This is a genomic window from Rhizorhabdus sp. (assembly GCF_018006725.1).
GTDB lineage: Bacteria > Pseudomonadota > Alphaproteobacteria > Sphingomonadales > Sphingomonadaceae > Rhizorhabdus.
This window is the reverse complement of record NZ_JAGMXV010000016.1, coordinates 19,292-41,827: the sequence shown is the minus strand read 5'-3', so window position 1 is coordinate 41,827 and position 22,536 is coordinate 19,292. Positions and strand designations below refer to the sequence as shown.

The 22,536-nt window shown below is 65.7% G+C and carries 20 protein-coding genes and 1 riboswitch; of the genes, 10 read left to right on the top strand and 10 right to left on the bottom strand.

Annotated elements, in window-relative coordinates; genetic code table 11:
* Positions 1–1,073, bottom strand: a 1,073-nt coding sequence (locus KAY22_RS04420; RefSeq protein WP_296620462.1) for a class I adenylate-forming enzyme family protein, incomplete at its 3' end; no start/stop codon positions are given.
* Positions 1,074–1,135: 62 nt separating this feature from the next.
* Positions 1,136–1,837 (bottom strand): TetR/AcrR family transcriptional regulator, encoded by a 702-nt coding sequence (locus KAY22_RS04415; protein ID WP_296620460.1) that lies wholly within the window; start codon positions 1,835–1,837, stop codon positions 1,136–1,138.
* Between the two features lie 218 nt (positions 1,838–2,055).
* On the opposite strand from KAY22_RS04415, the gene KAY22_RS04410 reads away from it, so the two are divergent.
* From KAY22_RS04410 to KAY22_RS04390, 5 genes are all read left to right on the top strand, one after another.
* Complete coding sequence (locus tag KAY22_RS04410) at positions 2,056–4,455, top strand: TonB-dependent receptor (RefSeq protein ID WP_296620458.1); 2,400 nt, start codon at positions 2,056–2,058, stop codon at positions 4,453–4,455.
* A gap of 87 nt (positions 4,456–4,542) precedes the next feature.
* Positions 4,543–5,520: an AraC family transcriptional regulator gene (locus KAY22_RS04405; RefSeq protein WP_296620456.1), complete on the top strand. Its 978-nt coding sequence runs from the start codon at positions 4,543–4,545 to the stop codon at positions 5,518–5,520.
* 121 nt (positions 5,521–5,641) lie between these two features.
* A complete protein-coding gene (locus KAY22_RS04400; protein WP_296620454.1) occupies positions 5,642–7,150 on the top strand; it encodes an NAD(P)/FAD-dependent oxidoreductase in 1,509 nt (502 codons plus the stop codon).
* On the top strand, positions 7,150–7,944 hold the full coding sequence (locus tag KAY22_RS04395) for an SDR family oxidoreductase (RefSeq protein WP_296620452.1): 795 nt from the start codon (positions 7,150–7,152) through the stop codon (positions 7,942–7,944). Before KAY22_RS04400 ends, KAY22_RS04395 begins: the two co-directional genes overlap by 1 nt.
* Complete coding sequence (locus tag KAY22_RS04390; protein WP_296620449.1) at positions 7,941–9,527, top strand: NAD(P)/FAD-dependent oxidoreductase; 1,587 nt, start codon at positions 7,941–7,943, stop codon at positions 9,525–9,527. Before KAY22_RS04395 ends, KAY22_RS04390 begins: the two co-directional genes overlap by 4 nt.
* Positions 9,528–9,587: 60 nt before the next feature.
* Here KAY22_RS04390 and KAY22_RS04385 read toward each other — a convergent pair whose 3' ends face one another.
* Positions 9,588–10,523, bottom strand: coding sequence for an SH3 domain-containing protein (locus tag KAY22_RS04385; RefSeq protein WP_296620447.1), 936 nt, complete (start codon positions 10,521–10,523; stop codon positions 9,588–9,590).
* Positions 10,524–10,717: 194 nt separating this feature from the next.
* On the opposite strand from KAY22_RS04385, the gene lepA reads away from it, so the two are divergent.
* Complete coding sequence (gene lepA, locus KAY22_RS04380; protein WP_296620445.1) at positions 10,718–12,541, top strand: translation elongation factor 4; 1,824 nt, start codon at positions 10,718–10,720, stop codon at positions 12,539–12,541.
* Between the two features lie 227 nt (positions 12,542–12,768).
* Here the strand turns inward: lepA and KAY22_RS04375 are convergent, their stop codons facing one another.
* The 5 genes from KAY22_RS04375 to KAY22_RS04355 form a co-directional block, all read right to left on the bottom strand.
* Positions 12,769–12,957 (bottom strand): hypothetical protein, encoded by a 189-nt coding sequence (locus KAY22_RS04375; protein ID WP_296620443.1) that lies wholly within the window; start codon positions 12,955–12,957, stop codon positions 12,769–12,771.
* Positions 12,958–13,009: 52 nt separating this feature from the next.
* Positions 13,010–13,705, bottom strand: a complete 696-nt coding sequence (gene radC / locus KAY22_RS04370) for a DNA repair protein RadC (RefSeq protein WP_296620441.1) — start codon at positions 13,703–13,705, stop codon at positions 13,010–13,012.
* On the bottom strand, positions 13,591–14,040 hold the full coding sequence (locus KAY22_RS04365; RefSeq protein WP_296620439.1) for a hypothetical protein: 450 nt from the start codon (positions 14,038–14,040) through the stop codon (positions 13,591–13,593). The genes radC and KAY22_RS04365 overlap by 115 nt, the downstream gene beginning before the upstream one ends.
* Positions 14,041–14,111: 71 nt before the next feature.
* Positions 14,112–14,465 carry a hypothetical protein gene (locus KAY22_RS04360; RefSeq protein WP_165323681.1) on the bottom strand — a complete coding sequence of 118 codons (354 nt, stop codon included), beginning with the start codon at positions 14,463–14,465 and terminating at the stop codon, positions 14,112–14,114.
* A 73-nt stretch (positions 14,466–14,538) separates the two neighbouring features.
* Positions 14,539–15,093 carry a helix-turn-helix transcriptional regulator gene (locus KAY22_RS04355; protein ID WP_296620434.1) on the bottom strand — a complete coding sequence of 185 codons (555 nt, stop codon included), beginning with the start codon at positions 15,091–15,093 and terminating at the stop codon, positions 14,539–14,541.
* Positions 15,094–15,294: 201 nt separating this feature from the next.
* On the opposite strand from KAY22_RS04355, the gene KAY22_RS04350 reads away from it, so the two are divergent.
* The 3 genes from KAY22_RS04350 to KAY22_RS04340 are packed head-to-tail and all read left to right on the top strand — an operon-like array spanning position 15,295 to position 18,538.
* Positions 15,295–16,419 carry a Gfo/Idh/MocA family oxidoreductase gene (locus KAY22_RS04350; RefSeq protein WP_296620433.1) on the top strand — a complete coding sequence of 375 codons (1,125 nt, stop codon included), beginning with the start codon at positions 15,295–15,297 and terminating at the stop codon, positions 16,417–16,419.
* Positions 16,419–17,339: a Gfo/Idh/MocA family oxidoreductase gene (locus KAY22_RS04345; RefSeq protein ID WP_296620432.1), complete on the top strand. Its 921-nt coding sequence runs from the start codon at positions 16,419–16,421 to the stop codon at positions 17,337–17,339. The genes KAY22_RS04350 and KAY22_RS04345 overlap by 1 nt, the downstream gene beginning before the upstream one ends.
* Positions 17,336–18,538 (top strand): glycosyltransferase family 4 protein, encoded by a 1,203-nt coding sequence (locus KAY22_RS04340; protein WP_296620429.1) that lies wholly within the window; start codon positions 17,336–17,338, stop codon positions 18,536–18,538. Before KAY22_RS04345 ends, KAY22_RS04340 begins: the two co-directional genes overlap by 4 nt.
* Before the next feature lie 17 nt (positions 18,539–18,555).
* On the opposite strand, the gene KAY22_RS04335 is transcribed toward KAY22_RS04340, so the two are convergent.
* Positions 18,556–18,921 (bottom strand): response regulator, encoded by a 366-nt coding sequence (locus tag KAY22_RS04335; RefSeq protein ID WP_296620426.1) that lies wholly within the window; start codon positions 18,919–18,921, stop codon positions 18,556–18,558.
* Positions 18,922–19,427: 506 nt separating this feature from the next.
* On the opposite strand from KAY22_RS04335, the gene KAY22_RS04330 reads away from it, so the two are divergent.
* The gene (locus tag KAY22_RS04330) at positions 19,428–20,039 is read left to right on the top strand and encodes a response regulator (protein WP_296620424.1); all 612 of its coding nucleotides are present in this window, start codon (positions 19,428–19,430) and stop codon (positions 20,037–20,039) included.
* A 92-nt stretch (positions 20,040–20,131) separates the two neighbouring features.
* On the opposite strand, the gene KAY22_RS04325 is transcribed toward KAY22_RS04330, so the two are convergent.
* Entirely contained in the window at positions 20,132–22,015 is a 1,884-nt protein-coding gene (locus KAY22_RS04325) for a TonB-dependent receptor (protein WP_296620422.1), read from the bottom strand.
* A gap of 130 nt (positions 22,016–22,145) precedes the next feature.
* Positions 22,146–22,345: riboswitch (cobalamin riboswitch) on the bottom strand.
* Positions 22,346–22,536: the final 191 nt, after the last annotated feature.

Genomic DNA, 22,536 nt, shown 5'->3' with positions numbered 1-22,536 from the left:
AGATAGTCGGCGCCGGTGTGCATCGCCACCGCACCGGCGGTCTCGGTCGATCCGAAGCCGGTGCCGACGATCGCGCGCGGAAAGGCCTCGACCACTGCGTTCAGCAGGTTGATCGGCTGGGCCTGGCCACCAGTCGACACCGACACCAGCGAATCGAGCGCCGCACCGAGCCGGGCCTTGGTGTGGACCAGGTCCCAGATCATCGCGGGCGAGCCCGATATGCTGTTGATGCGCTCGCTCTCGGTCAGCCGGACGATGGCCTCTGGCTCCCAACGCGCAGCGACGACGAGACGGCCGCCTGATGCGAGCGCGGACAGGAAAGTGGCGTGGCAGCCGCTGACGTGGAACAGCGGGAAGGCGAGCAGCGTGGTCTGCTGCGGACGCGGTGCGCTCAATGCATCCGGTCCGAAATGACGCAGGGCGATGATCGCGCCTGCCATCTGCGCGAGCAGCAACCCGGTGAGCGCGGCGCGGTGCGACAGGGTGGCGCCCTTGGAGCGGCCGGTGGTGCCCGACGTGAACAGGATCATCGCCGCTTCGTCGGGGCCGGCGGACGGACGCGGCAGCGCCGGGCCGCCCGCGCTGGCGTCGATCTGCGGCACGAGGCACGGCGTCGCGTCGCCGAGCATCGCGTCGCGGCGTTCGTCGACCAGGGTGAGGCGGGCGCCGACCAGATCGATCGTGGCAAGCATCTCGGATGCGCTGCCCCGGCTGTTGACCAGCGCCGGTATGGCGCCGATCGCGATGATGGCGAGGAAGGCGACCATCCATTCGGGTCCGTTGCGCATGGCGATCGCGACGCGCTCGCCCGGCCCGATACCGCGATCCGACAGCAGCCGGGCGATCCGGCCCGCCGCCGCTTCGACCTCGCCATAGGTCAGGCGGCGGTCGCCATCGACGATGAACTCCCGATCCCGGAACAGCGCGAGATTGTCGAGCAGCACGCCGAGATTGGTCTCGGCCCGGCGGAAGCCGCGCATCGCATGGCCGCCGACCGCCACGTCGATCAGTTCGAAGGGCGCCCCGGCAGATGTCAGCATCTGCACGAGATTGTCTTTTGTCTCAGCCAACATCCTCTCCTTGGCCTTCACAGGCTCGATATTATATATAGTTGGACTATAGTCCATAAAAATAATCAGGTCTGAATTTCTGCGATCGATGGCACGGGTGGCAGGGGAGCGCGATCCGGGAAGGGCGTGCCTGGCGCGATCATCGTCGCCAGCAGGCGCGCCACGACGTCGAGCCGATTCGCTGCGGGATGCGCCTCGTCCATCCGCCAGGCGTGGATCACCCCCATATAGGTCTGCGCGATGATCTCTCCCGCGATGGCGCTGTCGAGCTGCGGCGACAGGTCCCCGCCATGACGTCCGTCGTCGAGCAGGGCGGTGAAGGCATCGACGACCCGCTGGACGCGTTGCTGGTTTCCGGGCTGGCCCCAGTTCCTCCAGGACATGCTGAGAACAGCGCGCCGCCGAGCGGGCGCGCGCCGCAGATAATGATCGGTCGCGGCGAACAGCCCTGCCAGCTTCTCGACCGTCGTCAGATGCGTGGCCTGCCGCCAGCCTTCGATCGCCATGAAGAATCCCGCGTCATTCTCGGCGACCAGCGCCTCGATGATGTCGTTCTTGCTGGGGAAATAGTTGAACAAAGTGGCCCGGGCGACGTCGGCGGCGGCGGCGATCTGGTCCATCGTCGCGTCCTGCACGCCCGATTCGGCCATGCAGATGATGCTCGCCTCCAGGATGGCGGCTCGGGTCCGCGCCTTGTTGCGTTCGCGGCGCGACATGTCCTGCGGAAGCCCGTCTTCGTCCAGAGCTGCCGTCGATCTGCGCGCCATTCCATTCCGCTCCGTCGAAGTTCGGTGTCGGCAATAGCATGAATTGGACTATAGTCCATATTTCTATCGGGCGCGGACCGGTCGCGCCGCCGTCACTAAACCGCAATCGGCGCACAGCCGCCGCATTGGCTGCATAACTTGTGGCGGCCGAATGCTGTTCTCTCCCAGCCAAGGGAATGGGCTCACCGCAAGGCGGGGGCTGGAGAAGGGGACAGACGATGGTCAAGGGATGGAGTCCGGCGTTTCATATGATGGGTGCGGTCGCGGCGGCGCTCGCCCTGCCCGTGCAGGCGCAGACGACCGCCGCATCGGGCGAAGGGGCGCAGACGTCGCGCGCCGATCTGCTTGGTGAGGGCGACATCATCGTCACCGCCCGCAAGCGTGAGGAGCGCGCGCAGGACATTCCCATCGCCATGTCGGCGTTCAGCGGCGAATCGCTCGCCGCGCGCGGTCTCGACAAGGTCGACGGCATCGCTACCTTCACGCCCAACCTGACCTTCCAGAACAACCCCAGTTTCGGCGGCGCCAGTTCCTCGGCGGCCATCTACATTCGCGGCATCGGGCAGAAGGAGTTCCTGCCCACGACTGAACCCGGCGTCGGCGTCTATGTCGACGGGGTCTATGTCGCACGCTCGGTGGGCGCTCTGCTCGATCTGGTCGACGTCGAGCGGATCGAGGTGCTGCGCGGGCCGCAGGGCACGCTGTTCGGGCGCAACACCATCGGCGGCGCGCTCAGCCTGACAACGGTCAAGCCGCGCGACCGGTTCGAGGCTGCGGCGCAGGCGACGACGGGGCGCTATGGCCGCTTCGACGTAAAGGGCATGATCAACGTGCCTCTCGGCGAGACGCTCGCGGCGCGCCTGTCGGTCGGCAGCTTCATCCGCGACGGCTATGTCACCCGCACCGCCGACAGGAAGGACCTGGGCAATGTGAACACCCAGACCGGCCGCCTGCAACTGCGCTGGACGCCCTCGTCCGACCTTGAAATCAATCTGGCGGTCGAAGGCACCGACGATCGCAGCCATGGCCCCGCCCTGACGCTGTCGGGGATCGACTATCGCTCGGCCGTTTTCAACCCGCAGGGGCTGCCGATGCTGCCGCCGGGCAGCCCGGCCACCCCCGGCTTCTACGTCATCAACCCGCCCTTCGACGCGCCGGTCGACAATTTCGCGCTGCTCAACAACTATATCGCGACCTTTCTCGGCGGACAGAACTGCCTCGGCTTCAACCCCTACAGCCCGCAGGGCAGCGGGGCGGCCTGCTATGGCGATGACTATGTCAGCCGCACGACCGATGCCGGGACGGCCCCGCAATATTCGCGCAACAAGGTGTGGGCGGCCAGCGGCACGATCGAGTGGAACCTGGGAGCGGCCAAGCTCAAGTCGATCACCGCCTATCGCCATCTGAAGGGCCGCTTCGCGCGCGACGGGGATCATTCGCCGCTGACGATCACCCATTTCTTCGACAGCCTGACCGACGAGCAGTTCAGCCAGGAGGTCCAGCTGACCGGCGATGCCTTTGCGGATCGGGTCAAATATGCGGTCGGCGCCTATTATTTCGACGAGACCGGCAACAATGTGAACATCCTCGATTTCACCCCGGTCAATTTCCAGTCGGGCGGCCGGTTCAAGACCCGCAGCTATGCGGCCTTCGGCCAGGCGACGGTCAAGCTGACCGACAGCCTCGATCTGACCGCTGGTCTGCGCTATACTAAGGACGACAAGAGCTTCCTGCCGGATCAGACGATCTTCGTCGATCGCACGCCGGGCGCGCAGCTGATCGCCGGCAGCCCCAATACGCCGAAGACTCGCGTGCTGCCCTTCGTGACGGTGAAGCGGAGCGAGGACGACCTGACCCCGATGGTCAATCTCGCCTGGAAGCCGGCCGACCGGCTGATGCTCTACGGCTCCTTCTCTCGCGGTTTCAAGAGCGGCGGTTTCGTCCAGCGCGTCTTCCCGCCGCTGGCCGCCACGCCCGAATATGGTGCGGAGAAGGCGTCGGCGTTCGAGGCGGGCTTCAAGTCCGAACTGCTCGATCGCCGGCTGACGCTCAACGGCGCGGTGTTCCTGACCAAATATGACGATCTGCAGGTGCAGGTTTTCACCGGCGTGGCCCCGGTCACCAAGAACGCCGCGCGCGCCGAGATCAAGGGCGCCGAGCTGGAGGCGCGGCTGTCGCCCGGCGGAGGCGTCTTCGTCGAGGCGAGCGCCGGCTATCTCGATCCGTCCTATACCTCGATCGACCCTGCTGCGACCGAGATCACCCGCGCATCGAAGTTCGAGCGCATCTCCAGATGGACGCTCAGCGCCTCGCTGCTGAAAAGCTTCGAGCTACCGGGTGGCGGCGAGATCACCCCTCGGCTCGACTGGTCCTACCGCTCGGGCTTCTTCATGGACGCCCTCAGCACGGCGGAGCTCTATCAGGGCGGCTATCATCTGCTGAACGGATCGGTCGCCTGGGACCTGCCCGGCCGCTCGATCAGCTTCGTCGCGGGCGTCACCAACATCACCAATGAACGCTATACGCAGACCGGCATCTACGGCGCGTCCTTCCGCGTCTACGAGCAGCTCTTCGCCCGGCCGCGCGAATGGTATCTGACCGCGAAGTGGAAGATGTGACGCAGGCGTTGCGCGCCGGCGGGAATCGTGAAACCCTGCCGGCGCTGATTGCAGGAGCATAACCGACCATCTGACGAGGATCGAACCATGCTGTGCATCAATCCGCCTTCACTCGCGGCGCATCGCTATTTCCGTTCGATCGACGTCGATGAGACGCGCGAGAAGGTCTCGAAGGTCTATTGCTCGCACCGGCTCGATCCCATCGGCGGCACCGGCCGTCTCGATGCGTGGCAGAACAGCTTGGCGCTCGACCGGATCAGCGTGGGGATGATGAGCTATGGCGCCGAGGTCGAGATCGATCCCGGCTGTCTCGAGGATTTCTACCTGCTGATGCTGCCGGTTGCCGGCAGCGCGACGATCACCTCCGAGGGCAAAAGCTTTCGCGCCGATCGGGCGACGGCGACCCTGCTCAACCCGACCGATCCGGTCCGCATGGTGTGGGACCAGGCCTGCACCAAGGCGATGGTGCGGATCGAACGCGACGCGCTCGAACAGCAATTGGCGATCCTGCTCGACAAGCCGATCCGCGCGCCGGTTCGCTTTGCGACGACAATGCCCATGGAAGGGACCGTCGCGATCTGGTGGCAATATGTCGCCGCGCTGATGGGCGAACTCGACCGGACGACCCCGGCCCGGGCAACCACGCGCCAGCTGGAGGCGCTGCTGCTCACCAATCTGCTCGAAACCCAGCCGCATAATTATTCGGAAGCGCTGCAGCGCGGCGGCTGCGCGATCGCGCCGCGTCATGTCCGCCTTGTCGAGCGCTATATCGAGGACCATGCCGACGAGCCGATCGACATGGCGCGCCTCGTCGCCGTCAGCGGCGTCAGCAGCCGGACGCTGTTCGAGGGCTTCCAGCGCTTCCGCGACATCTCGCCCATGGCCTATCTGCGGCTGACCCGGCTGCGGCGCGTGCATGAGGAACTGACCAGCGCGCCGCTCCCGCTGGGCGTCGCCGATGTCGCCAGTCGCTGGGGCTTCTACGAGCTCGGCCGTTTCGCCGGCCAATATCGCTCGCTGTTCGGCGAGACCCCGTCCGAGACGCTGCGCCGCCGCGCCAGCTGAGCTTCTGCCGGGGCGAGCGGCGGCACAAGGTTGCCGCACTCAGCGGACAATCTCGGCAGTGCGCGCATAACGCTTCCCGCGACCCCGCTTTAGCCTGTCTCCCACGAATATGGGGAGACGCATGGTTCACGACATCGCGATCATCGGGGCGGGCCTCGCGGGACTGAGCACCGCCAAGACGCTCAGGCAATTCGGCTTCGAGGTGACCGTCTTCGAAAAGGAGGCGGACATCGGCGGGGTGTGGTCCGCATCGCGGCGCTATCCGGGACTGACGACGCAGAACCCGCGCGAAACCTATGCCTTTTCCGACTGGCCGATGCCCGCCGACTATCCCGAATGGCCGACCGGCGCCCAGGTCCAGGCCTATCTGGAAACCTATGTCGATCATTTCGGCCTGCGCAGCTCGATCCGCCTCGGCCGCGAGGTCACTGCCGCCCGGCCGGTCGGCGACGGCAGCGGACGGTGGACGATCGAGAGCCGGTCGGTGGCCGACGGCAGCGTGGAGACGAAAGCGTTCGACTATCTGATCGTCTGCAACGGCATCTTCTCCATCCCCGCCATTCCGCCTTATCCGGGCAGCGACGCCTTCCGCGACTCAGGTGGGCAAATCCTTCACACCAGCCAGTTCACCGATCCGGAGATCGCGCGTGGACGCAATCTGCTGGTCGTCGGCTATGGCAAGTCGTCCTGCGACGTGGCGCGCGCCTGTATGGAGGTCGCGGCGTCGACGCGCGTGATCGCGCGCAGCATCATCTGGAAGATCCCCAAGAAGCTCGCCAACACGCTGAACTTCAAGCATCTCTTCCTCAACCGCTTGGGCGAAGGGCTGTTCCGCTATATCGAGGTCAAGGGCTTCGAGCGCTTCCTCCACGGGCCCGGCAAGCCGATCCGCAACGCGATGATGAACAGCGTGCAGGGCGTGATCGCCCGGCAGCTGCGGCTCAAGGAAATCGGGCTGGAGCCGGACGGCAAGCTGGAGACCATCGCGCGGAGCACGGTCAGCCTCGTCACCGACGGCTTTTACGAGGCGATCGGCGACGGGCGGATCAGTTTCCATCGCGGCGAGATCGCCGAACTTTCGCCGGGGCAGGCGCGCCTGTCCGACGGCACGACGGTGCCCGCCGACGTCATCATCTGCGGCACCGGATGGCACCAGCGCTGCGACTTTCTCGATCGGGATGTGCTGTCGAAGGTCACCGACGAGCGCGGCAATTTCCGCCTCTACCGGTCGATGCTCCCGCTCGGCGTGCCGGGCATCGCTTTCAACGGCTATAACTCCTCCTTCTTCAGCCAGCTCAACGCCGAAGTCAGCGCGCTGTGGATCGCCAATATGCTGGTCGGAGGGCTGGTCCTGCCGCCGGAGGAGGAGCAGCGCCGCTATATCGACAGCCGCCTTGCCTGGATGGAGCAGCGCACCAACGGCAAACATTCGAAGGGGACCAACATCATCCCCTTCTCGGTCCACCATATGGACGAGCTGCTGGCCGAGATCGACCTGCGGCTGCCGCTGCTGACGCGCATCCGGCAATGGTTCGTGTCGATCGACGCCGCCGAATATGCCGGCCTGCTGCCGCGCCTGCTGAAGCGCCATGGCCGCACCCTTTCCACGACCAGCACCGGGAGAAACTGATGAGACAGCATGACGGCCGCGTGGCCATCGTCACCGGGGGCGCCGCATCGATCGGCGCCGCGATCACCCGCAAGCTGCACGCCGAGGGCGCGACCGTCCTGATCGCCGCGCGCAGCGTCGACAAGGGGCGTGCGATCGAGGCCGAACTCGGCGCACGCGCGCGCTTCGTCGCGACCGACATCACCGACGACGCCGCGCTGGCCGCACTCGTCGATGCGGCGGTCACCGGCTTCGGCCGGCTCGACATCCTCGTCAACAATGCCTGCAGCTATGGCGACGAAGGTTCGGCGACCTCGCGGGCGACCTGGCTCGAGACGCTCAACGTGTCGGCTGTCTCCGCCGCGATCCTGGGCGAAGTTGCGCGTCCGCACCTTGCGGCGGTCGGTGGCACGATCGTCAACATCGGTTCGATCTCCGGCGTGTTCCCGCATGTCGGGCGCTGGGCCTATCCGGTCGCCAAGGCGGCGCTGCGCCACCTGACCAAGGCGCAGGCGCTCGACTATGCCGCCGACGGCATCCGCGTGAACATGGTCACGCTCGGCCATATCTGGTCCGATCCCTTCGACGGACTGACCGCCGGCGACCGCGCCCATGCCGATGCGGTGTCGGCCGACCTCAACCTGCTCGGACGCGTCGCCGATGCGGCCGAAGTGGCAGAGGTGGTGAGCTTCGTCGCCTCGACCGCCGCCAGCTACATGACCGGCAGCGAAACCAGCGTCGACGGCGGTTACGGCATACTCGGCCCCGAACGCCGCATTCCGCTGATGCCGCTGCTGTCGGGCGCGCAGGGATGAGCGACGCCGACGTCGTCATTATCGGCAGCGGGATCAACGCGCTGGTCTGCGGCGCGATGCTCTCGCTGCGCGGACAGCGCGTCCTGCTGCTCGAGCGCAACGACGTCGCGGGGGGCTGCATCCGGACCGAAGAGCTGACCCTTCCCGGCTTTCGCCACGATACGCTGTCGACGCTCTACCCGCTGTTCGTGACCTCGCCGCATTATGGCGAACTCGGCCCGGCGCTGGCGCGGCACGGGCTTCGCTTCGTCAACACCGACGCGCCGACCGCGCTGCTGCGGTCGGACGGGTCGGCGCTGCTGTTCCGCACCGATCGCGAGGCCAATGTCGCCGCGCTCGATGCGGCGGCACCCGGCGACGGGGACGCCTATCGCCGGGCGATGCAGGCGGTCGAGGCCGATGCGGGGCTGATCTTCGGCCTGCTCGGCGGCGAGCTCTGGTCCTGGCCGACGATCAGACTACTGCTCGGTGAAGCGCGGCGGCGCGGGCTCAAGGGGCTTGCGGCCTTCTTCGGCAAGGCGCTGCGCTCGACGCGCGGCTGGCTGTCGCAGGACTTTACCTCGCCGGCCGCGCGCGGGCTGTTCGCCCCCTGGGTTCTGCATGTCGGCCTGTCACCCGAAAGCAGCATGTCGGCGCTGATGAACCGGCTCGTCCTCTTCTCGCTCGAAGCGGTCGGCGCGCCGATGGTCGAAGGCGGCAGTGACCGGATCGTCGCCGCCTTCCGTGCGCTCATCGAGGAGCATGGCGGCGCGATCCGTATCGGTGCCGACGTGCAGGCGATCGAAGTTGCGGGCGGCAAGGCGACGGGCGTGCGGCTGGCCGATGGCGAGCGCATCGCGGCGCGCCGGGCGGTCGTCGCCTCGGTCACGCCGACGCAACTTTACGACCGGCTGCTGGCCGATGTCGACGTGCCGCAACCGGTGCGCCAGGAGGCCGCCGCCTTCCAATATGGCCGGGGCGAGATGCAGATCCATCTGGCGCTGTCGTCTCCGCCCGAGTGGCCCGACGCGTCGCTCGCGAAGGTGGCGATGCTCCATGTCACCGACGGGCTCGACGCGGTGTCGCGCGCGGTCAACGAAGCCGAGCGTGGCCTGCTCCCCGCCGAGGCGACGATCGTCGTCGCGCAGCCCACTGCGATCGACCCGAGCCGAGCGCCTGAGGGCAAAGCGATCCTCTGGATCCAGCTGCAGGAATTGCCGCGCAACGGCGAACTGAAGGGCGATGCGCTCGGCGATATCGCGGTCCCCGCCGACGGGCGCTGGACCGAAGCGGTGCGCGAAGCCTATGCCGATCGCATCGTCGACCGCCTGTGCGCGCTGAGCCCCGGCCTGCGCGAAAGGATCATCGGCCACCACGCGATCTCGCCGGCCGATCTGGAGACGCTGAACTGCAATCTGGTCGGTGGCGATCCTTATGGCGGGCTCTGCTCGATCGACCAGTTCATGCTGTGGCGCCCGCAAGCGGTGCCGAGCCGCCACGACACGCCGGTCAAGGCGCTCTATCAGATCGGTGCCTCGACCCATCCGGGGCCGGGGCTGGGCGGCATGTCGGGCTATATGGCCGCGCGGCGGATTGCCGGTTGACGAGAAGTGCCGCCCCGCCGATGCGGGACGGCCCCTTGCGTCATCAGCAGGCAGTCTGCCTTATTTGAGATCTTCGACCGAGACCCAGCCCTTAGTGCCATAGGCGTCGCTGACCTCGACGAAGAGGCCTTCGCGGCCGCCGGTCGGGTTGAGCGATGTGCCGGCGCGCAGTGCACGGACGGCGTCGCCCTTGGCCGCTTTGGCGTAGAGCTTGGTGTCGATCGCGGTGACATAGGAGGCGGCCGTCGCCACCGGGGTGGCGGGCGTCGCTGCGGTTGCCGCCGGCTTCACCGCGACCAGCGCCGCCTTCTGCGCGACGACCGCGTTGAAGGCGGAGACGAAAGCGGCGGCGAGCATCTGCCCGTCCTTCGAATTGGCGTAGCCGCCATTGGCATAGTCGCCATAGCCCATCGAGGTCATCTGCGCCTTGGCGGCATCGGCCCAGGGATTGCCGCCGATCCCGCCGCCGATGCCGCCGATCGATATCTGCGTCTTCGACTGGGTGCCGCTGCCCGAAGCGATCGTCTGGCCGGTGGCCGGGCTGATGACGCGCAGGCCCGCCGCGATCGTCTTCTTCTTGCCGCCGAGGCCGCCGAGCATGCCGAACGCCTGTCCGCCGAAGCCGCCCATGCTGCCGAGCAGCGAACTCGCCGCGCCCGAGCGGACCAGGGCTTCGGTGGCCAGTCCCTTCGCGGTATTCATCGTCTGGTCGATCTCTTCCTTGTCGCCCGCCACCGCGTTGATCAGGAAGTCGGCCGGCTTGTTGCTGCCGGTCGCCTGCAGCGTGAAGCAGTTGCTCTGCACCGCCATCGCCGCGATCAGGTCGCGCGGGCTCGACAGGCCATATTTGGTCCAGCCCTGGGCTTCGCCGTCGACAACCGCGATGCTGCCGATGGGCGCGTCGCATTTGGCGAGCGCGACCGGCTGTTCCTTGGCGGCGAGCGCCGGCTGAAATGCGACAGTGGCGATCAGCGCCGCCGGAATCAGAAGCTTCATGACATTCCCCCGTTTGCAAGCGAGCCGCAGCCCGACGGCTTCGGAGTAAGCGATTCCCGCGCTCTGCTGGTCTGACGTTTCCTGAAATCCGCCCCGCGCGATGCTGCTGCGCTCTATTTTCGGGAGTCTTTTGCTTCGCGGCGCCAGCATTGCTATGGCCCCCGCCAACCGCTCCCGCTTATTCAGAGATGTCCGTGACAGTTCCGATCGACCGCATCCGCAATTTCTCGATCATCGCCCATATCGACCATGGCAAGTCGACGCTGGCCGACCGGCTCATCCAGCGCACCGGAGGCCTGTCCGATCGCGAGATGTCGGCGCAGGTGCTCGACAATATGGATATCGAGAAGGAGCGTGGGATCACCATCAAGGCGCAGACCGTGCGCCTCGACTACACTGCCCGCGACGGCCAGGACTATGTCCTCAACCTGATGGACACGCCGGGCCATGTCGACTTCGCCTATGAGGTGTCGCGCAGCCTGGCCGCCTGCGAGGGCGCGCTGCTGGTGGTCGACGCCGCGCAAGGCGTCGAGGCGCAGACGCTGGCCAATGTCTATCAGTCGATCGAGCATGACCATGAGATCGTGCCCGTCATCAACAAGATCGACCTTCCCGCAGCCGAGCCCGAGAAGGTCAAGCTGGAGATCGAGGATATCATCGGCCTTCCCGCCGACGATGCCGTCCTCGCCAGCGCCAAGTCGGGCATCGGCATCGACGAGATTCTCGAGGCGATCGTCACCCGCATTCCCCCGCCCAAGGGCGACGCCTCGGCACCGCTCAAGGCGATGCTGGTCGACAGCTGGTACGATCCCTATCTCGGCGTCGTCATTCTGATCCGCGTGGTCGAGGGCACGATCAGGAAGGGCCAGCAGATCCGGTTCATGCAGGCGGACACCGTCCATCTCGTCGACCGGGTCGGCTGCTTCCGGCCGAAGATCGAGCAGCTCGGCGAGATGGGGCCGGGCGAGATCGGCTTCATCACCGCGCAGATCAAGGAGGTCAGCCAGACCGCCGTCGGCGACACCATCACCGACGCCAAGAGGCCGACTGCCGAGCCGCTGCCGGGCTTCAAGGAAGTGCAGCCGGTGGTGTTCTGCGGGCTGTTCCCGGTCGACGCCGCCGATTTCGAGAAGCTGCGCGAGAGCCTCTACAAGCTTCGCCTCAACGACGCCTCGTTCAGCTTCGAGGCGGAGTCCTCGGCGGCGCTGGGCTTCGGCTTCCGCTGCGGCTTCCTCGGCCTGCTCCATCTGGAGATCATCCAGGAGCGGCTGACCCGCGAATATGATCTCGACCTGATCACCACCGCGCCGTCGGTGGTCTATCGCCTGTCGCTGAGCCATTCGAAGAATGAGGATGCGAAGGTCATCGAACTGCACAACCCGGCCGACATGCCCGATCCCAACCGGATCGAGATGATCGAGGAGCCGTGGATCGAGGCGACCATCTATGTCCCCGACGAATATCTCGGGTCGCTGCTCAAGCTCTGCCAGGACCGGCGCGGCATCCAGAAGAACCTGACCTATGTCGGCGGACGCGCGCAGATCACCTATGAACTGCCGCTCAACGAAGTCGTGTTCGACTTCTACGACCGGCTGAAGTCGATCAGCCGGGGCTATGCCAGCTTCGACTATCACCAGATCGGCCATCGCGAGGGCGACCTCGTCAAGATGAGCATCATGGTCAATGGCGAGCCGGTCGACGCGCTGAGCATGATCGTCCACCGCGCCGCCGCCGAAGCGCGCGGCCGGCACATGTGCGAGCGGCTCAAGGACCTGATCCCGCGTCACATGTTCAAGATTCCGGTCCAGGCGGCGATCGGCGGCAAGGTGATCGCGCGCGAGACGATCGCGGCGATGCGCAAGGACGTCACCGCCAAATGCTATGGCGGCGACGCAACCCGCAAGCGCAAGCTCCTCGAGAAGCAGAAAGAGGGCAAGAAGCGGATGCGCGAATATGGCAACGTCAACATCCCGCAGGAGGCCTTCATCGCCGCACTGCGCATGGGTGACGAGGCGTAAAGCGGATTCGCTGCGCTTCGTTGTGAGCGCCGGCCGGTCGAAAGCTGAGATGGAGATGGTGCGGTCGTCAGTCCGATGGGCGGCGGATCGCAAAGCCCCTTGTCGATCCGCCGCCCCGTGGGGGCTGGAAGTCCTCCCTGGTGTCCCCGGTCGGTCGGATCGGGGGGAGGACGACCGACCGGGTACTCATGTGCCGCGATCGATGCGCGGCCTGTGCTGATCTTCATTCAGTGCCGGCTGCGCGGCATCGTCTTTTCGGGCAGGCGGAGGCGATCGATCTCGGTCGCGACGGCCTTCCACAGGCCGACGCCATAGCTGTCGCCATCCCGGATCAATATGCCGATCCGGCTCGCCACATAGCTGTCGGTCTGATCGCCGAAATCGTCGATCACCCTCCTGGCGAAGTCGCGGATCATACTCGTCTCCATTACGCTGCTACTCTTCTTGCCCTCCACGCCGGACATGGCCTCACACCAACCCTTCGGCGCGCAGGCTGCGCCAGCCGGTCCGGGCGACGATCAGGTGGTCGTGAACGGCAATGTCGAGCGTCCGGGCAGCCGCGACCAGATGCGCCGTCGCCTTGACGTCGGCCTGGCACGGGGTGGGATCGCCCGACGGATGGTTATGGACCAGGATCAGCGCGGTCGCGCCGAGTTCCAGTGCCCGCTTCAGGATCTCCCGCGGATAGAGCGGCGCCTGATTGACGGTGCCGCGCGACATGAGTTCGTCGCGCAGCAGGCGGTTGCTCGAGTTCAGGAACAGCACCCGCAGATGCTCTATCCCGTTATAAGCCATGCTCGCGAACAGATAGTTGGTCAGCGCTTCCGATGTCGACAGGATCGGACTCGCGCTAAGCCGCGTCCTGAGCGAGTGAAGCATTGCTACCCGCATCGCCACCAGCAGGTCGGCGACATGGCCGTCCTCGGGCAGGCAGGCGTGCAGCTGCGCCGGATCGGCTGCCAGGATCGCCGGCAGCGTGCCGAATTCGTCGAGCAGTTCGTCGACGATCGCGCCGCCATGGGCCAGGCCCAGCGGTTCGATCAGCGATTCTAGTATCGCACGACATTCGGTCGCTGCGCCGAAGCCTGAACCCGGCGCCGGCGATTCCAGGTGCCCACCGCTATGCCGACCAGCATCGGATAGGCCCAGAATTCCGCGGCCCACGCGTAGGGCAGCGCTGCGACCGACCGATCGGCGAGAGTGGCCAGGTGAATGGTCACTGCGATCAAATGGAAGGATGTTACCCATAATGGCCAATATCGATCGCTATTGAGGGCGAGATTGCCGAACGCCGCGAGCACGAGCAGATCTACGATGAAGATCCCCGCCTGCGGTGTCTGCCATCCCGGATAGAAGGACATCGCTGCGATCACGGTCAGGATGGACCCGACGACCATGATCACCGCACCGATCCGTTCGGGCCAGCCGCCCTGCCATCCTGCATAGGAGGCGACGGCTATGAGCACGAACAGGTAGAAGAGCTGGTTGAGGAGGGCCATGGCCCGACCGGATCATATCGGTTCCGGTCGGTCAAGCATGGCATGGCCGCTCCCGGCGCGGCTCTTCCCGATCAGGCGACTTCGGCGAGGTGGCGAACTTCCGAGTTGTAAGGCTTGCCGACCAGACCGCCCAGGGCATAGGTCTTCAGACCGATCTGGTCCTTGGTCGCGGCGAGCTCACGGTGGCTGGCGATGATCTTGGCGCGGGCCTTGACCAGCGTCGAAAAGCTTTCGGCGGCATATTCGAGGGCTTCCTGGCCGACTTCGCAGGCGAGGTCGGCCTCGGCGCGGGCGGACGGGATGAAGCCGGTCAGTTCTGCGGTGCGGGCGATCGCCTGGTCGATGGCATGCTCGGCCGCCATCAGGCGGTCGGCGACTTCCTGGGCAACTTCGCGGCGCTTCAGAATGGTCTGGCGATTGAACATGTGCTGCTCCCTTCGCGCAGCCCGTCCGAGGCTGCACGTCCCTGTCTGGCAATGATGAAAGTCCGGGTAGCGCTTAGACCTGAAACAGGCGCTTCAGCGCATCGAGGCCGGCGAGAAGTCCGCCGAATGCAAGGGCCGAGGCGATGGCGATCGAGAGGATCCATCCCAGCCTTTGCACGACACTCAGATCATTACGTTCCCTCCCCGGGGTGGGGACGGGCAGGTTTACGAAGGAGCCGCCGGTTACGAACGCGGGGGTTCGAAAAGCCAGCTGTTCCTCGCGAACCGAACTTCCGTGGAAGTCCGTTTCGGCCTGCCGCATCCCGTGGATATCGGACAGGTCGACAGTGGCATGTACGGCCGATTGAGCAACGTGCGGCGATTGATATACGGCCGATTGATATGCGTTCGGGGTCTCATATTTGGCGAGCAGCCGGGCCGCTTCGAAGCGGTTGGCGACCCCGAGAATCTGGATCGCCATGCGCAGCCGCTGGTCGACCGTATGCGGAGAAATGCCCAGCTCGCGGGCGATGTCCTTGGACGAAAGATGCATGAGAACCATGCGCAGGCAGATGCGCTGCGCCTCGGTCAATTTCTCGATGCGGCCCGATTCCATGGCTTCCATCATATCGCTATTCCCGCGCGCTGTAAAACCCGTCGGGACATGCTCGTGTAACGGTCTCGTTACGCCCGAATGACGGTCGTTTCGGGGGCGTCGGAGGCCACCCGCTCGGCGGTCGGAGCGTGAGGCGATCACGGCCTTTGATATGCCATTGATATGCCGCTGCTGACCATTGCGAAGCGGGTCGGCGGCTCCTAGCATCGCGCGATGGCATCGGGGGAAAGCCAATCCAAGGGGCGAATCGCCATCATAGGTGCCGGCTATGTCGCCGATCTGTACCTCGCCTCGCTCTGCGCCTTTCCCGAAATCGAGATCGTCGGTGTCTGGGATCGCGATGCGGCGCGGCTTGCGCATTTCGCCGCCTACTGGTCGCTCCCCGCGCTGGCGGGATTCGAGGCGGTGGTCAAGGCGCGGCCCGATATCATACTCAACCTCACCAACCCGTCGTCGCATGCCGCCGTCACCCGTCAGGCGCTCGAGGCCGGGCTCCATGTCTGGAGCGAGAAGCCGCTCGCGCTGGAGATGAGCGAGGCGATCGCGCTGACCGAGCTGGCGAAGGCGCGCGGGCTTCACCTTGCCTCGGCGCCCTGCAGCGTGCTGGGGCGTGCGGCGCAGACGCTGTGGCAGGCCGTCCGCGATGGTCGCATCGGACGTCCCCGGCTCGTTTATGCCGAGCTCGATGACGATTTCGTCAGCAGCGCGCCCTTCCGGCGCTGGTTCTCGGCGAGCGGAGCAGCGTGGCCGGCGGACGACGAGTTCCGTACCGGATGTACGCTCGAACATGCGGGCTATTATCTCAGCTGGTTGATGGCGATCTTCGGTCCGGTGCGCCGCGTCGTCGGCGGTTCCGCGCGCTGTCTCGACGAAGAGCAGACGGGCGCCGGTCATGCTGCGCCCGATTATGCCTCGGCGACGCTCTATTTCGATGCGATGGTCGCGCGGCTGACCTGTTCGATCGTCGCCCGGCACGACCATCGCCTGCGAATCTTCGGCGACGACGGCATATTGGAAGTCGCTGACGCCTGGGCCAACGGCGCTGCCGTGCGGGTGCGTCGACGCCATGTCCTGCGGAGACGACTGGTCAACAGTCCGATTGCGCGCCGCGTGCCCTGGGCCGGGGACGGGCATCCGATGCTGGGTCGGCGTGGCGCCGCCTCGATGAACTTCGCGCTGGGTGTGGCCGAGATGATGCGCGCCATTGCCGCCGGTCGCTCGCCGCGTCTTGCCGGAGATTTCGCGCTGCATCTGACCGAAGCAAGCCTCGCCATGCAGATGGGCGGGGATCATCGCATGGCGACGAGCTTCGACGCGATGGAGCCGATGCGCTGGTGATGAGCGGTTCGTCGTTGGGATTCGCCGTCATTGGTCGCGGTCGCATGGCCGCGACGATGCGCGCGCTGGTGGGGGACGTGCCTCCCGACCAGGCGGAGGCTGTCTATGTGGCCTGCGGCAATGCCGATCATGTGCGTCAGTCGCGCCTGGCACTCGAGGCCGGTAAGGCGGTGCTGTGCGAGAAGCCCGTCGCATTGGCGGGTGCCGATGTTCGGGCGCTTAGCGCCCTTGCCCGATCGCGCGGCCTGACCTTCATGGAGGCGGTGGCGACGCCCTTCCTGCCCGCAGTCGCCCATGCGATCGCTCTTGTCGCCGAGGGGCGGCTCGGCCGTGTCGATCGGCTCGAGGCGAGCTTCGGCTATCCGGTTTCGCGCGACGCATTCCCGCGTCTGTTTATGCCGAGTACGGGGGTGCTGGCCGATCGTGCGGTCTATCCGCTGATGCTCGCGCTGATCCTGCTCGGCCCGGTGGCGGGGATGACGTGCGAGGTGGAGCGCGACACCGACGGCATCGACGTCGCGGCGCGGCTGTCGCTGGTCCATGGCGGGGGCGCGCGCTCCGATCTGTCGGTTTCTTTCGTCGAGCGTCTGTCCAACGATCTCCGTATCGAGGGCGAAGCGGCCACGCTCGAACTGTCGCCGCCGCTGCTTTCGGCGCAGCGTCTGCGCCTGCGGCCCGCCGGTGCGCCGCAGATCTCGCGGCGGCGAAGCGCCCTTCGACAAAATCCTCTGATACGGCGTTTGAACGATGCCGTCGCAAGGATTGGCGGCGATTTCCATCCGCTCGGCGGATCGCTCTACCGGCATGAGATCGCGCATTTCACGCAACTGGTGCGAGACGGTCAGGTTGAGAGCCCCATCGTCACCCATGCCCGGATGGAAGAGGTGGTGCGGCTGGTCGAGGAGGCCCGGTCGCGGTGAAGATCGCTTATCTGCTCAACAGCTATCCGATGACGAGCACGACCTTCATCCGACGCGAGATCGCCGCGATCGAGCGGGCGGGTGTGCCGGTCAAGCGGTTCGCCGTCCGCCGCTGGGCCGAGGGGCTGGTCGATCCGGCCGATCGCGCCGAGCAGGACAAGACCGAATATCTTTTGAGTGGCAAGCTGATCGGACTGTTGGCGGGACTGATCGTCGAACTGTTAGGCAATCCCGCCGGCTTGTTCCGCGCGATCCGCCATGGCTGGGCGCTCTATCGCCGCGCCGGCGAGGGGGTGGTCAGGCACGTCGCCTATGTGGCGCAGGCGGTCAGGCTGCGGCAGCGCTGTGCCGCGCTCGGCATCGACCATGTCCACGCGCATTTCTCCACCAACGCGGCGGCGGTGGCGATGCTTGCCCGGCTTCTGGGCGGGCCGCGCTACAGCTTCACCGTGCATGGGCCCGACGAACTGGAGGTGCTCGGTCGCAACGCCTTCGTCGACAAGGCGTACCATGCCGAAGCCATCGTGGCGATCAGCCGCTATTGTCGCGACCGCTTGGTCCGACATCTGCCCGAGGCCTTGGCGAGCCGGATCGAGATCATCTCTTGCGGCCTCGATCTGCGCGAATATCCGAGAACGGCGGATGCCGGGCCGTCTGGAACGATGCTGCTCTGCGTCGGCCGGCTTTGTCCCCAGAAAGGGCAAGTCGACATTCCGGCGGCGGTGGCGGCGCTGCTGCCAGATCATCCCGAGGCTCGGATTCTGCTGGTTGGCGACGGCGAGGATCGCGGCGCAATCGAGCGCGCCGTCGCCAAAGCCGGGGTGGCGGACCATGTCCGGCTCCTTGGCTGGCGCGACAATGACGAGGTGCGCCGGCTGATCGGCGAGGCGAGGGCGCTGATCCTGCCGAGTCATGCCGAAGGGCTTCCTATCGTGCTGATGGAAGCGCTGGCGCTCGGCCGGCCGGTGGTGACGACCCCGGTCGCGGGCATAGCCGAGTTGGTGGATGAGCGCTGCGGCTGGTTGGTGGCACCCGGCGACGTGGTCGGACTGGCCAAGGCGATGGCAGAAGCATTGGACTGTTCGCCGGAACGGCTCGCCGCGCTCGGCTCGGAAGGGCGTAGCCGCGTGGTCGCGCGGCATGACGTCGACCGCAGCGCCGCGCAACTGCTCGATCTCTTCGGACGGCAGCGGGCCTGAAGGGATGGGCGCAGCTTTCAGGCGGCCGCGGTCTCCACGGCGTGCAGGAGCTTCGCCGGCGCGAACGGCTTTATGATCCAGCCGGCAACTCCGGCCTTGCGCGCGCGGCTCTGCTTCTCGTCCGAATATTCGGTAGACAGGACCAGGATCGGGATATCGCGGTGGCGGTCCAGCGACCGCACGGCTTCGACCAGGCCCAGCCCGTCCAGGCGCGGCATGTTGATGTCGGTGATCAGCAGATCGGGCCGGTCATGTTCGGCGAGCCATTCGAGCGCGGCGACGCCGTCCTCGGCTTCGGCCACGTCATGACCCTGTCCGCGGAGAACCGCTCCGAGCAGCCGCCGGATAGTCGAGGAATCGTCCACGGTCAGGATTTTTGCCATTCAGCCGCTCGTCAGCCCATGATTGCGGGACGCACTTTAGTCGGCTGGGCTTAACGAGGGGTTTCCACGCCTAGGTAGAACACCGGAGAAGCGAGCCGTCTGCGCTTTTCGCATAGCCGTCCGCGCACGATCGATCGGCCGATCCGACAGGTATCGACATGCGGAGAGGGGCCCAGGGCATCCCTTGAAACGGCGATGCCGTCTCGAGCATGACAGTATTGGCCTAAATATAAAACGCACAAATAAATTTCACGATTTTACAGTAAAAATCCGTTATCTTTCCCATCGGCGTAAATGTGATCTTCACGTGGTTCTGGCGTTTGTCAGTCGGTATTTATTTGCAAACACTGCTGCAACAGGGCTCATTTGTGAGGTTTCGATCTGATAAATTTCACTGATATTTAATTTTATGTTGCCAGATGGAATTTGATGATTATCGGAATTCTCTGTCTGTAAGATGGTGGCGTGGAGGTTTGTGTGGCGTTGGGTGTGGTCGTCCTGCGGCGATGAAAGGCAAATGGCTTTACATCATTGATGACGAAGCGATCGTGCGCGCCTCGATCATAAGCCTGTTCCAGGCCGACGGAGGCTGGGACCACGCCGAATTCGACAATAGCGACAGCTTTCTCGCAGCGCTCGACAGCCTGGATCCAGGCTGCGTGCTCGTCGACATGCAGCTTCCGGGATCGAACGGCAGCGTGATCGTCGAGGCTCTGTCGCGCCGCTCGCCGTCTTTTCCTTTTGTCGTCGTTACGGGATTCAGCGATTTCGCGACTGCGGTCAGCATGTTCAGGCTGGGCGCAGTCGACTTTCTCCACAAGCCCGTCGATCCTGTGGCGCTGTTCGACGCGGTCGAACGGGCCTTGCACCGCCTGAGGGGGGACGGCCAATGGCAGGCCCTCGTCTCTCATGCGCAGTCCCGGGTGGCGGCGCTGACCAGCGAGGAGGATCGTTCGATGGCGCTGATCTTCGAAGGGCAGTCGAACGCCGACATAGCGTCGGCAATGGGTGTGACCCCGCGGGACGTGCAGCGCGCGCGGGCGCTGGCTCTCGCCAAGCTCGACGCGCCCACGATCTTCGACGCGATGCGCGTCTTCGCTCTTGCGGGCAGGCTCTGACGATCGGCGGCCCGTCCCGGCCGGAAGCCTCCGGCTTCCGTCGGAAAGTGCCTTGCCCGCACGTGCCCGAAGACTAGCCCGCCGGGTCGGTCTCAATATCGCAGCCGGACGCCGCCCGTAGCCGCGCGGCCGGGCTGGCCGTAGCCGGAGGCGGTCTGATAGCGCTCGTCGAAGAGATTTTCGACGCGCGCGTACACCTCGACATTCTCGGTGAGGGGCATGCTCGCGCGAATGTCGACCAGCGCATAGCCGCCCAGTCTGACGCTGTTGGCGGCATTGTCGAAGCTGTTCGAGACATGGGTGATCGTCGCGCCGATCGAGCCTGCGCTCCATGCATAATCGGCCGTCACGCTCACAGCGTTACGCGGGCGACGTGCGAGGTCGTTGCCGAAATTGGCACTGCTCCGCTCGCGGTTCTGAGCCTTGGTGTAGGTGTAGTTTGCGCGGACTTCGAAGCCGGGCGTCGGCTGCATCACCAGTTCGATCTCTGCGCCGCGTGCGCGCGCTCTGGCGATATTGGCGTAGGTGAAGGTCGACAGGTCGAAGTCGATCTGGTTGACCACCCGGCGCTCGAACCAGGTCGCCCGCGCCTGCAGCAGCCCGTCGATCAGCGATTGTTCGACACCGGCATCCCAGCTCTTCGCTACTTCGGGGCGGAGGTCGTCATTTCCGAAGTCGCCGTAGAGTTGATACAGCGAGGGCGCCTTGAATCCTTCGCTATAAGTAGCGCGCAGGATCGTTGCGCCCTCATTCGGAGTCCATACGAGGCTGGCGTTGGCGCTGCTCTTGCCACCGAACTGGCTGTGGTCGTCATGTCGGATGCCGGCGGCGGCCGTCACCCCCGCGAGCGGACGCAGCGTCAGCAACCCATAGACGCTGTCGATGTTCGCCTTCTTGCGATCGAGCGGCGAAAAGACGCTTTCGGTCCGGTAGCGCTGGCCTTCATGCTCGGCGCCGAAGGTGACGTCGGCCGAGCGCGCAAGTTCCGCACCGCCCTGATATTCGAAACGCAAATTGCGCCCCAGCGCATCGAAGGTCAGGATTGGCGTGCCGGCCGGGTCGTAATTCTGCCGATCGATCCGCGTCCAGGCGACCGCAAGGCGGTTTTTCAGCCGGCCGTCGAACAGCGCGGCGTTCAGCCCGGCATAGCCGACGATCTGTTCCTGCCGCGAATATTCGTCGGTATCGCCGAGTTCGAAATTGGGGGGCGGAAAGCCGTCGAGGTCGACCTTGCTCTTCGTATAGAAGCCACGGAGGTCGAGTGACAGATCGTCGGCGAGCGCGACCTGCGCCTTCGCATGGGCTCCGAACAGATGATAGCCGTCCGGCTCGGTACCGCCGCCGCTACGGTCCGCGACCGAGATGCCGTCGGTGGTCAGATAGCCGGCGCCCGCGCTGAGTGCGACAGGGCCGACAGTGCCTGAAATGTTGGCGACGGCGCGACCGGCGTCGTAGCGGCCATATTCGCCGCTCGCCTTGATCTGCAGCCCCTGTGTCGGCGCAGAGGTGATCAGGTTGACCACGCCACCGATCGCCTGGCTGCCCCACAGCACCGATTGCGCCCCGCGCAGCACCTCGATCCGGTCGAGATTGTCGGTCAGCAGGTCGGCGAAGTTGAAGCCGCCGCCGGGTGCGGACGGGTCGTTGAGCTTGACCCCGTCGATGAGCGCCACGGTCTGGTCGCTTTCCGCGCCACGGATGAAGACGCTGGTGGTCGAGCCCAGGCCGCCATTGCGGACGATGGTCACGCCGGGCAGCGTGCGCAGGAGCTCGGCGACCGACGGCGTCTGCCGCAATTCCAGCGTCTTCGCATCCACGACGGAGATCGACTGGGCGACCTGCGACAGCGGCGTTTCGGTCCGCGTCGCGGTGACGACGATGGTGTCGGCGTCTTCGGCTGCGTCTTCGGCATGGGCGACGGCCGGCAGGGCCGCGGTCGAGAGCAGGATGCAGGAGAGAAACGATAGTCTGGACATGGCGGAAACCCCTCAATGACAAGTCATCAGGGCCCCGGACGGAAAGGATGGATATCCTCCGCGCGCGACCCTTTACGATCGTCGTCACGCGAGGATTTCGCCTCGATCATGTGGTGCACCCCGCCCGCATGATGGAACGACCGCGACGGGCAGGTCTCCTGGCTCTCGGGTCATCGCGGTCGCCCAGCCTTCCCGGATGTTGAGACATCCAGTGGCATGTGCGGACGATCGCTCGCCGATCACAGTTGCGGGGGCAGCTCCGGCTTGCGGTCGCCCGCTTCCGAATTCCCTTTTAGTCCCGTCTCCGGGACCCGTCGCGATCGCGCCTCTAGGTAAAGTGGCGGTACGACGCAAGCGCCAAGCGGCGGGACTCGTTTCGGTTACGTTTCGGTCTGGCCCGTGCGGATGGTCTCGTGACGCAACGGCAGGTCGCTGTGTCGAAACGCACAAACTATTGAACGGCATTGAACTATTACGATGACAAGGCCCCGGTGGGGGGGTATTGAAGCAGGCGGCGAAGG

Excerpts from the sequence above, each read along its gene's own strand:
- KAY22_RS04330 (WP_296620424.1), top strand. The coding sequence starts at position 19,428 with ATGAAAGGCAAATGGCTTTACATCATTGATGACGAAGCGATCGTGCGC.
- KAY22_RS04335 (WP_296620426.1), bottom strand. The coding sequence starts at position 18,921 with ATGGCAAAAATCCTGACCGTGGACGATTCCTCGACTATCCGGCGGCTG.
- KAY22_RS04410 (WP_296620458.1), top strand. The coding sequence starts at position 2,056 with ATGGTCAAGGGATGGAGTCCGGCGTTTCATATGATGGGTGCGGTCGCG.
- KAY22_RS04375 (WP_296620443.1), bottom strand. The coding sequence starts at position 12,957 with ATGATCCGCGACTTCGCCAGGAGGGTGATCGACGATTTCGGCGATCAG.
- KAY22_RS04400 (WP_296620454.1), top strand. The coding sequence starts at position 5,642 with ATGGTTCACGACATCGCGATCATCGGGGCGGGCCTCGCGGGACTGAGC.
- KAY22_RS04345 (WP_296620432.1), top strand. The coding sequence starts at position 16,419 with ATGAGCGGTTCGTCGTTGGGATTCGCCGTCATTGGTCGCGGTCGCATG.
- KAY22_RS04415 (WP_296620460.1), bottom strand. The coding sequence starts at position 1,837 with ATGGCGCGCAGATCGACGGCAGCTCTGGACGAAGACGGGCTTCCGCAG.
- KAY22_RS04350 (WP_296620433.1), top strand. The coding sequence starts at position 15,295 with ATGGCATCGGGGGAAAGCCAATCCAAGGGGCGAATCGCCATCATAGGT.
- KAY22_RS04385 (WP_296620447.1), bottom strand. The coding sequence starts at position 10,523 with ATGAAGCTTCTGATTCCGGCGGCGCTGATCGCCACTGTCGCATTTCAG.
- KAY22_RS04355 (WP_296620434.1), bottom strand. The coding sequence starts at position 15,093 with ATGATGGAAGCCATGGAATCGGGCCGCATCGAGAAATTGACCGAGGCG.
- KAY22_RS04405 (WP_296620456.1), top strand. The coding sequence starts at position 4,543 with ATGCTGTGCATCAATCCGCCTTCACTCGCGGCGCATCGCTATTTCCGT.
- KAY22_RS04365 (WP_296620439.1), bottom strand. The coding sequence starts at position 14,040 with ATGGCCCTCCTCAACCAGCTCTTCTACCTGTTCGTGCTCATAGCCGTC.
- KAY22_RS04360 (WP_165323681.1), bottom strand. The coding sequence starts at position 14,465 with ATGTTCAATCGCCAGACCATTCTGAAGCGCCGCGAAGTTGCCCAGGAA.
- KAY22_RS04395 (WP_296620452.1), top strand. The coding sequence starts at position 7,150 with ATGAGACAGCATGACGGCCGCGTGGCCATCGTCACCGGGGGCGCCGCA.
- KAY22_RS04325 (WP_296620422.1), bottom strand. The coding sequence starts at position 22,015 with ATGTCCAGACTATCGTTTCTCTCCTGCATCCTGCTCTCGACCGCGGCC.
- KAY22_RS04390 (WP_296620449.1), top strand. The coding sequence starts at position 7,941 with ATGAGCGACGCCGACGTCGTCATTATCGGCAGCGGGATCAACGCGCTG.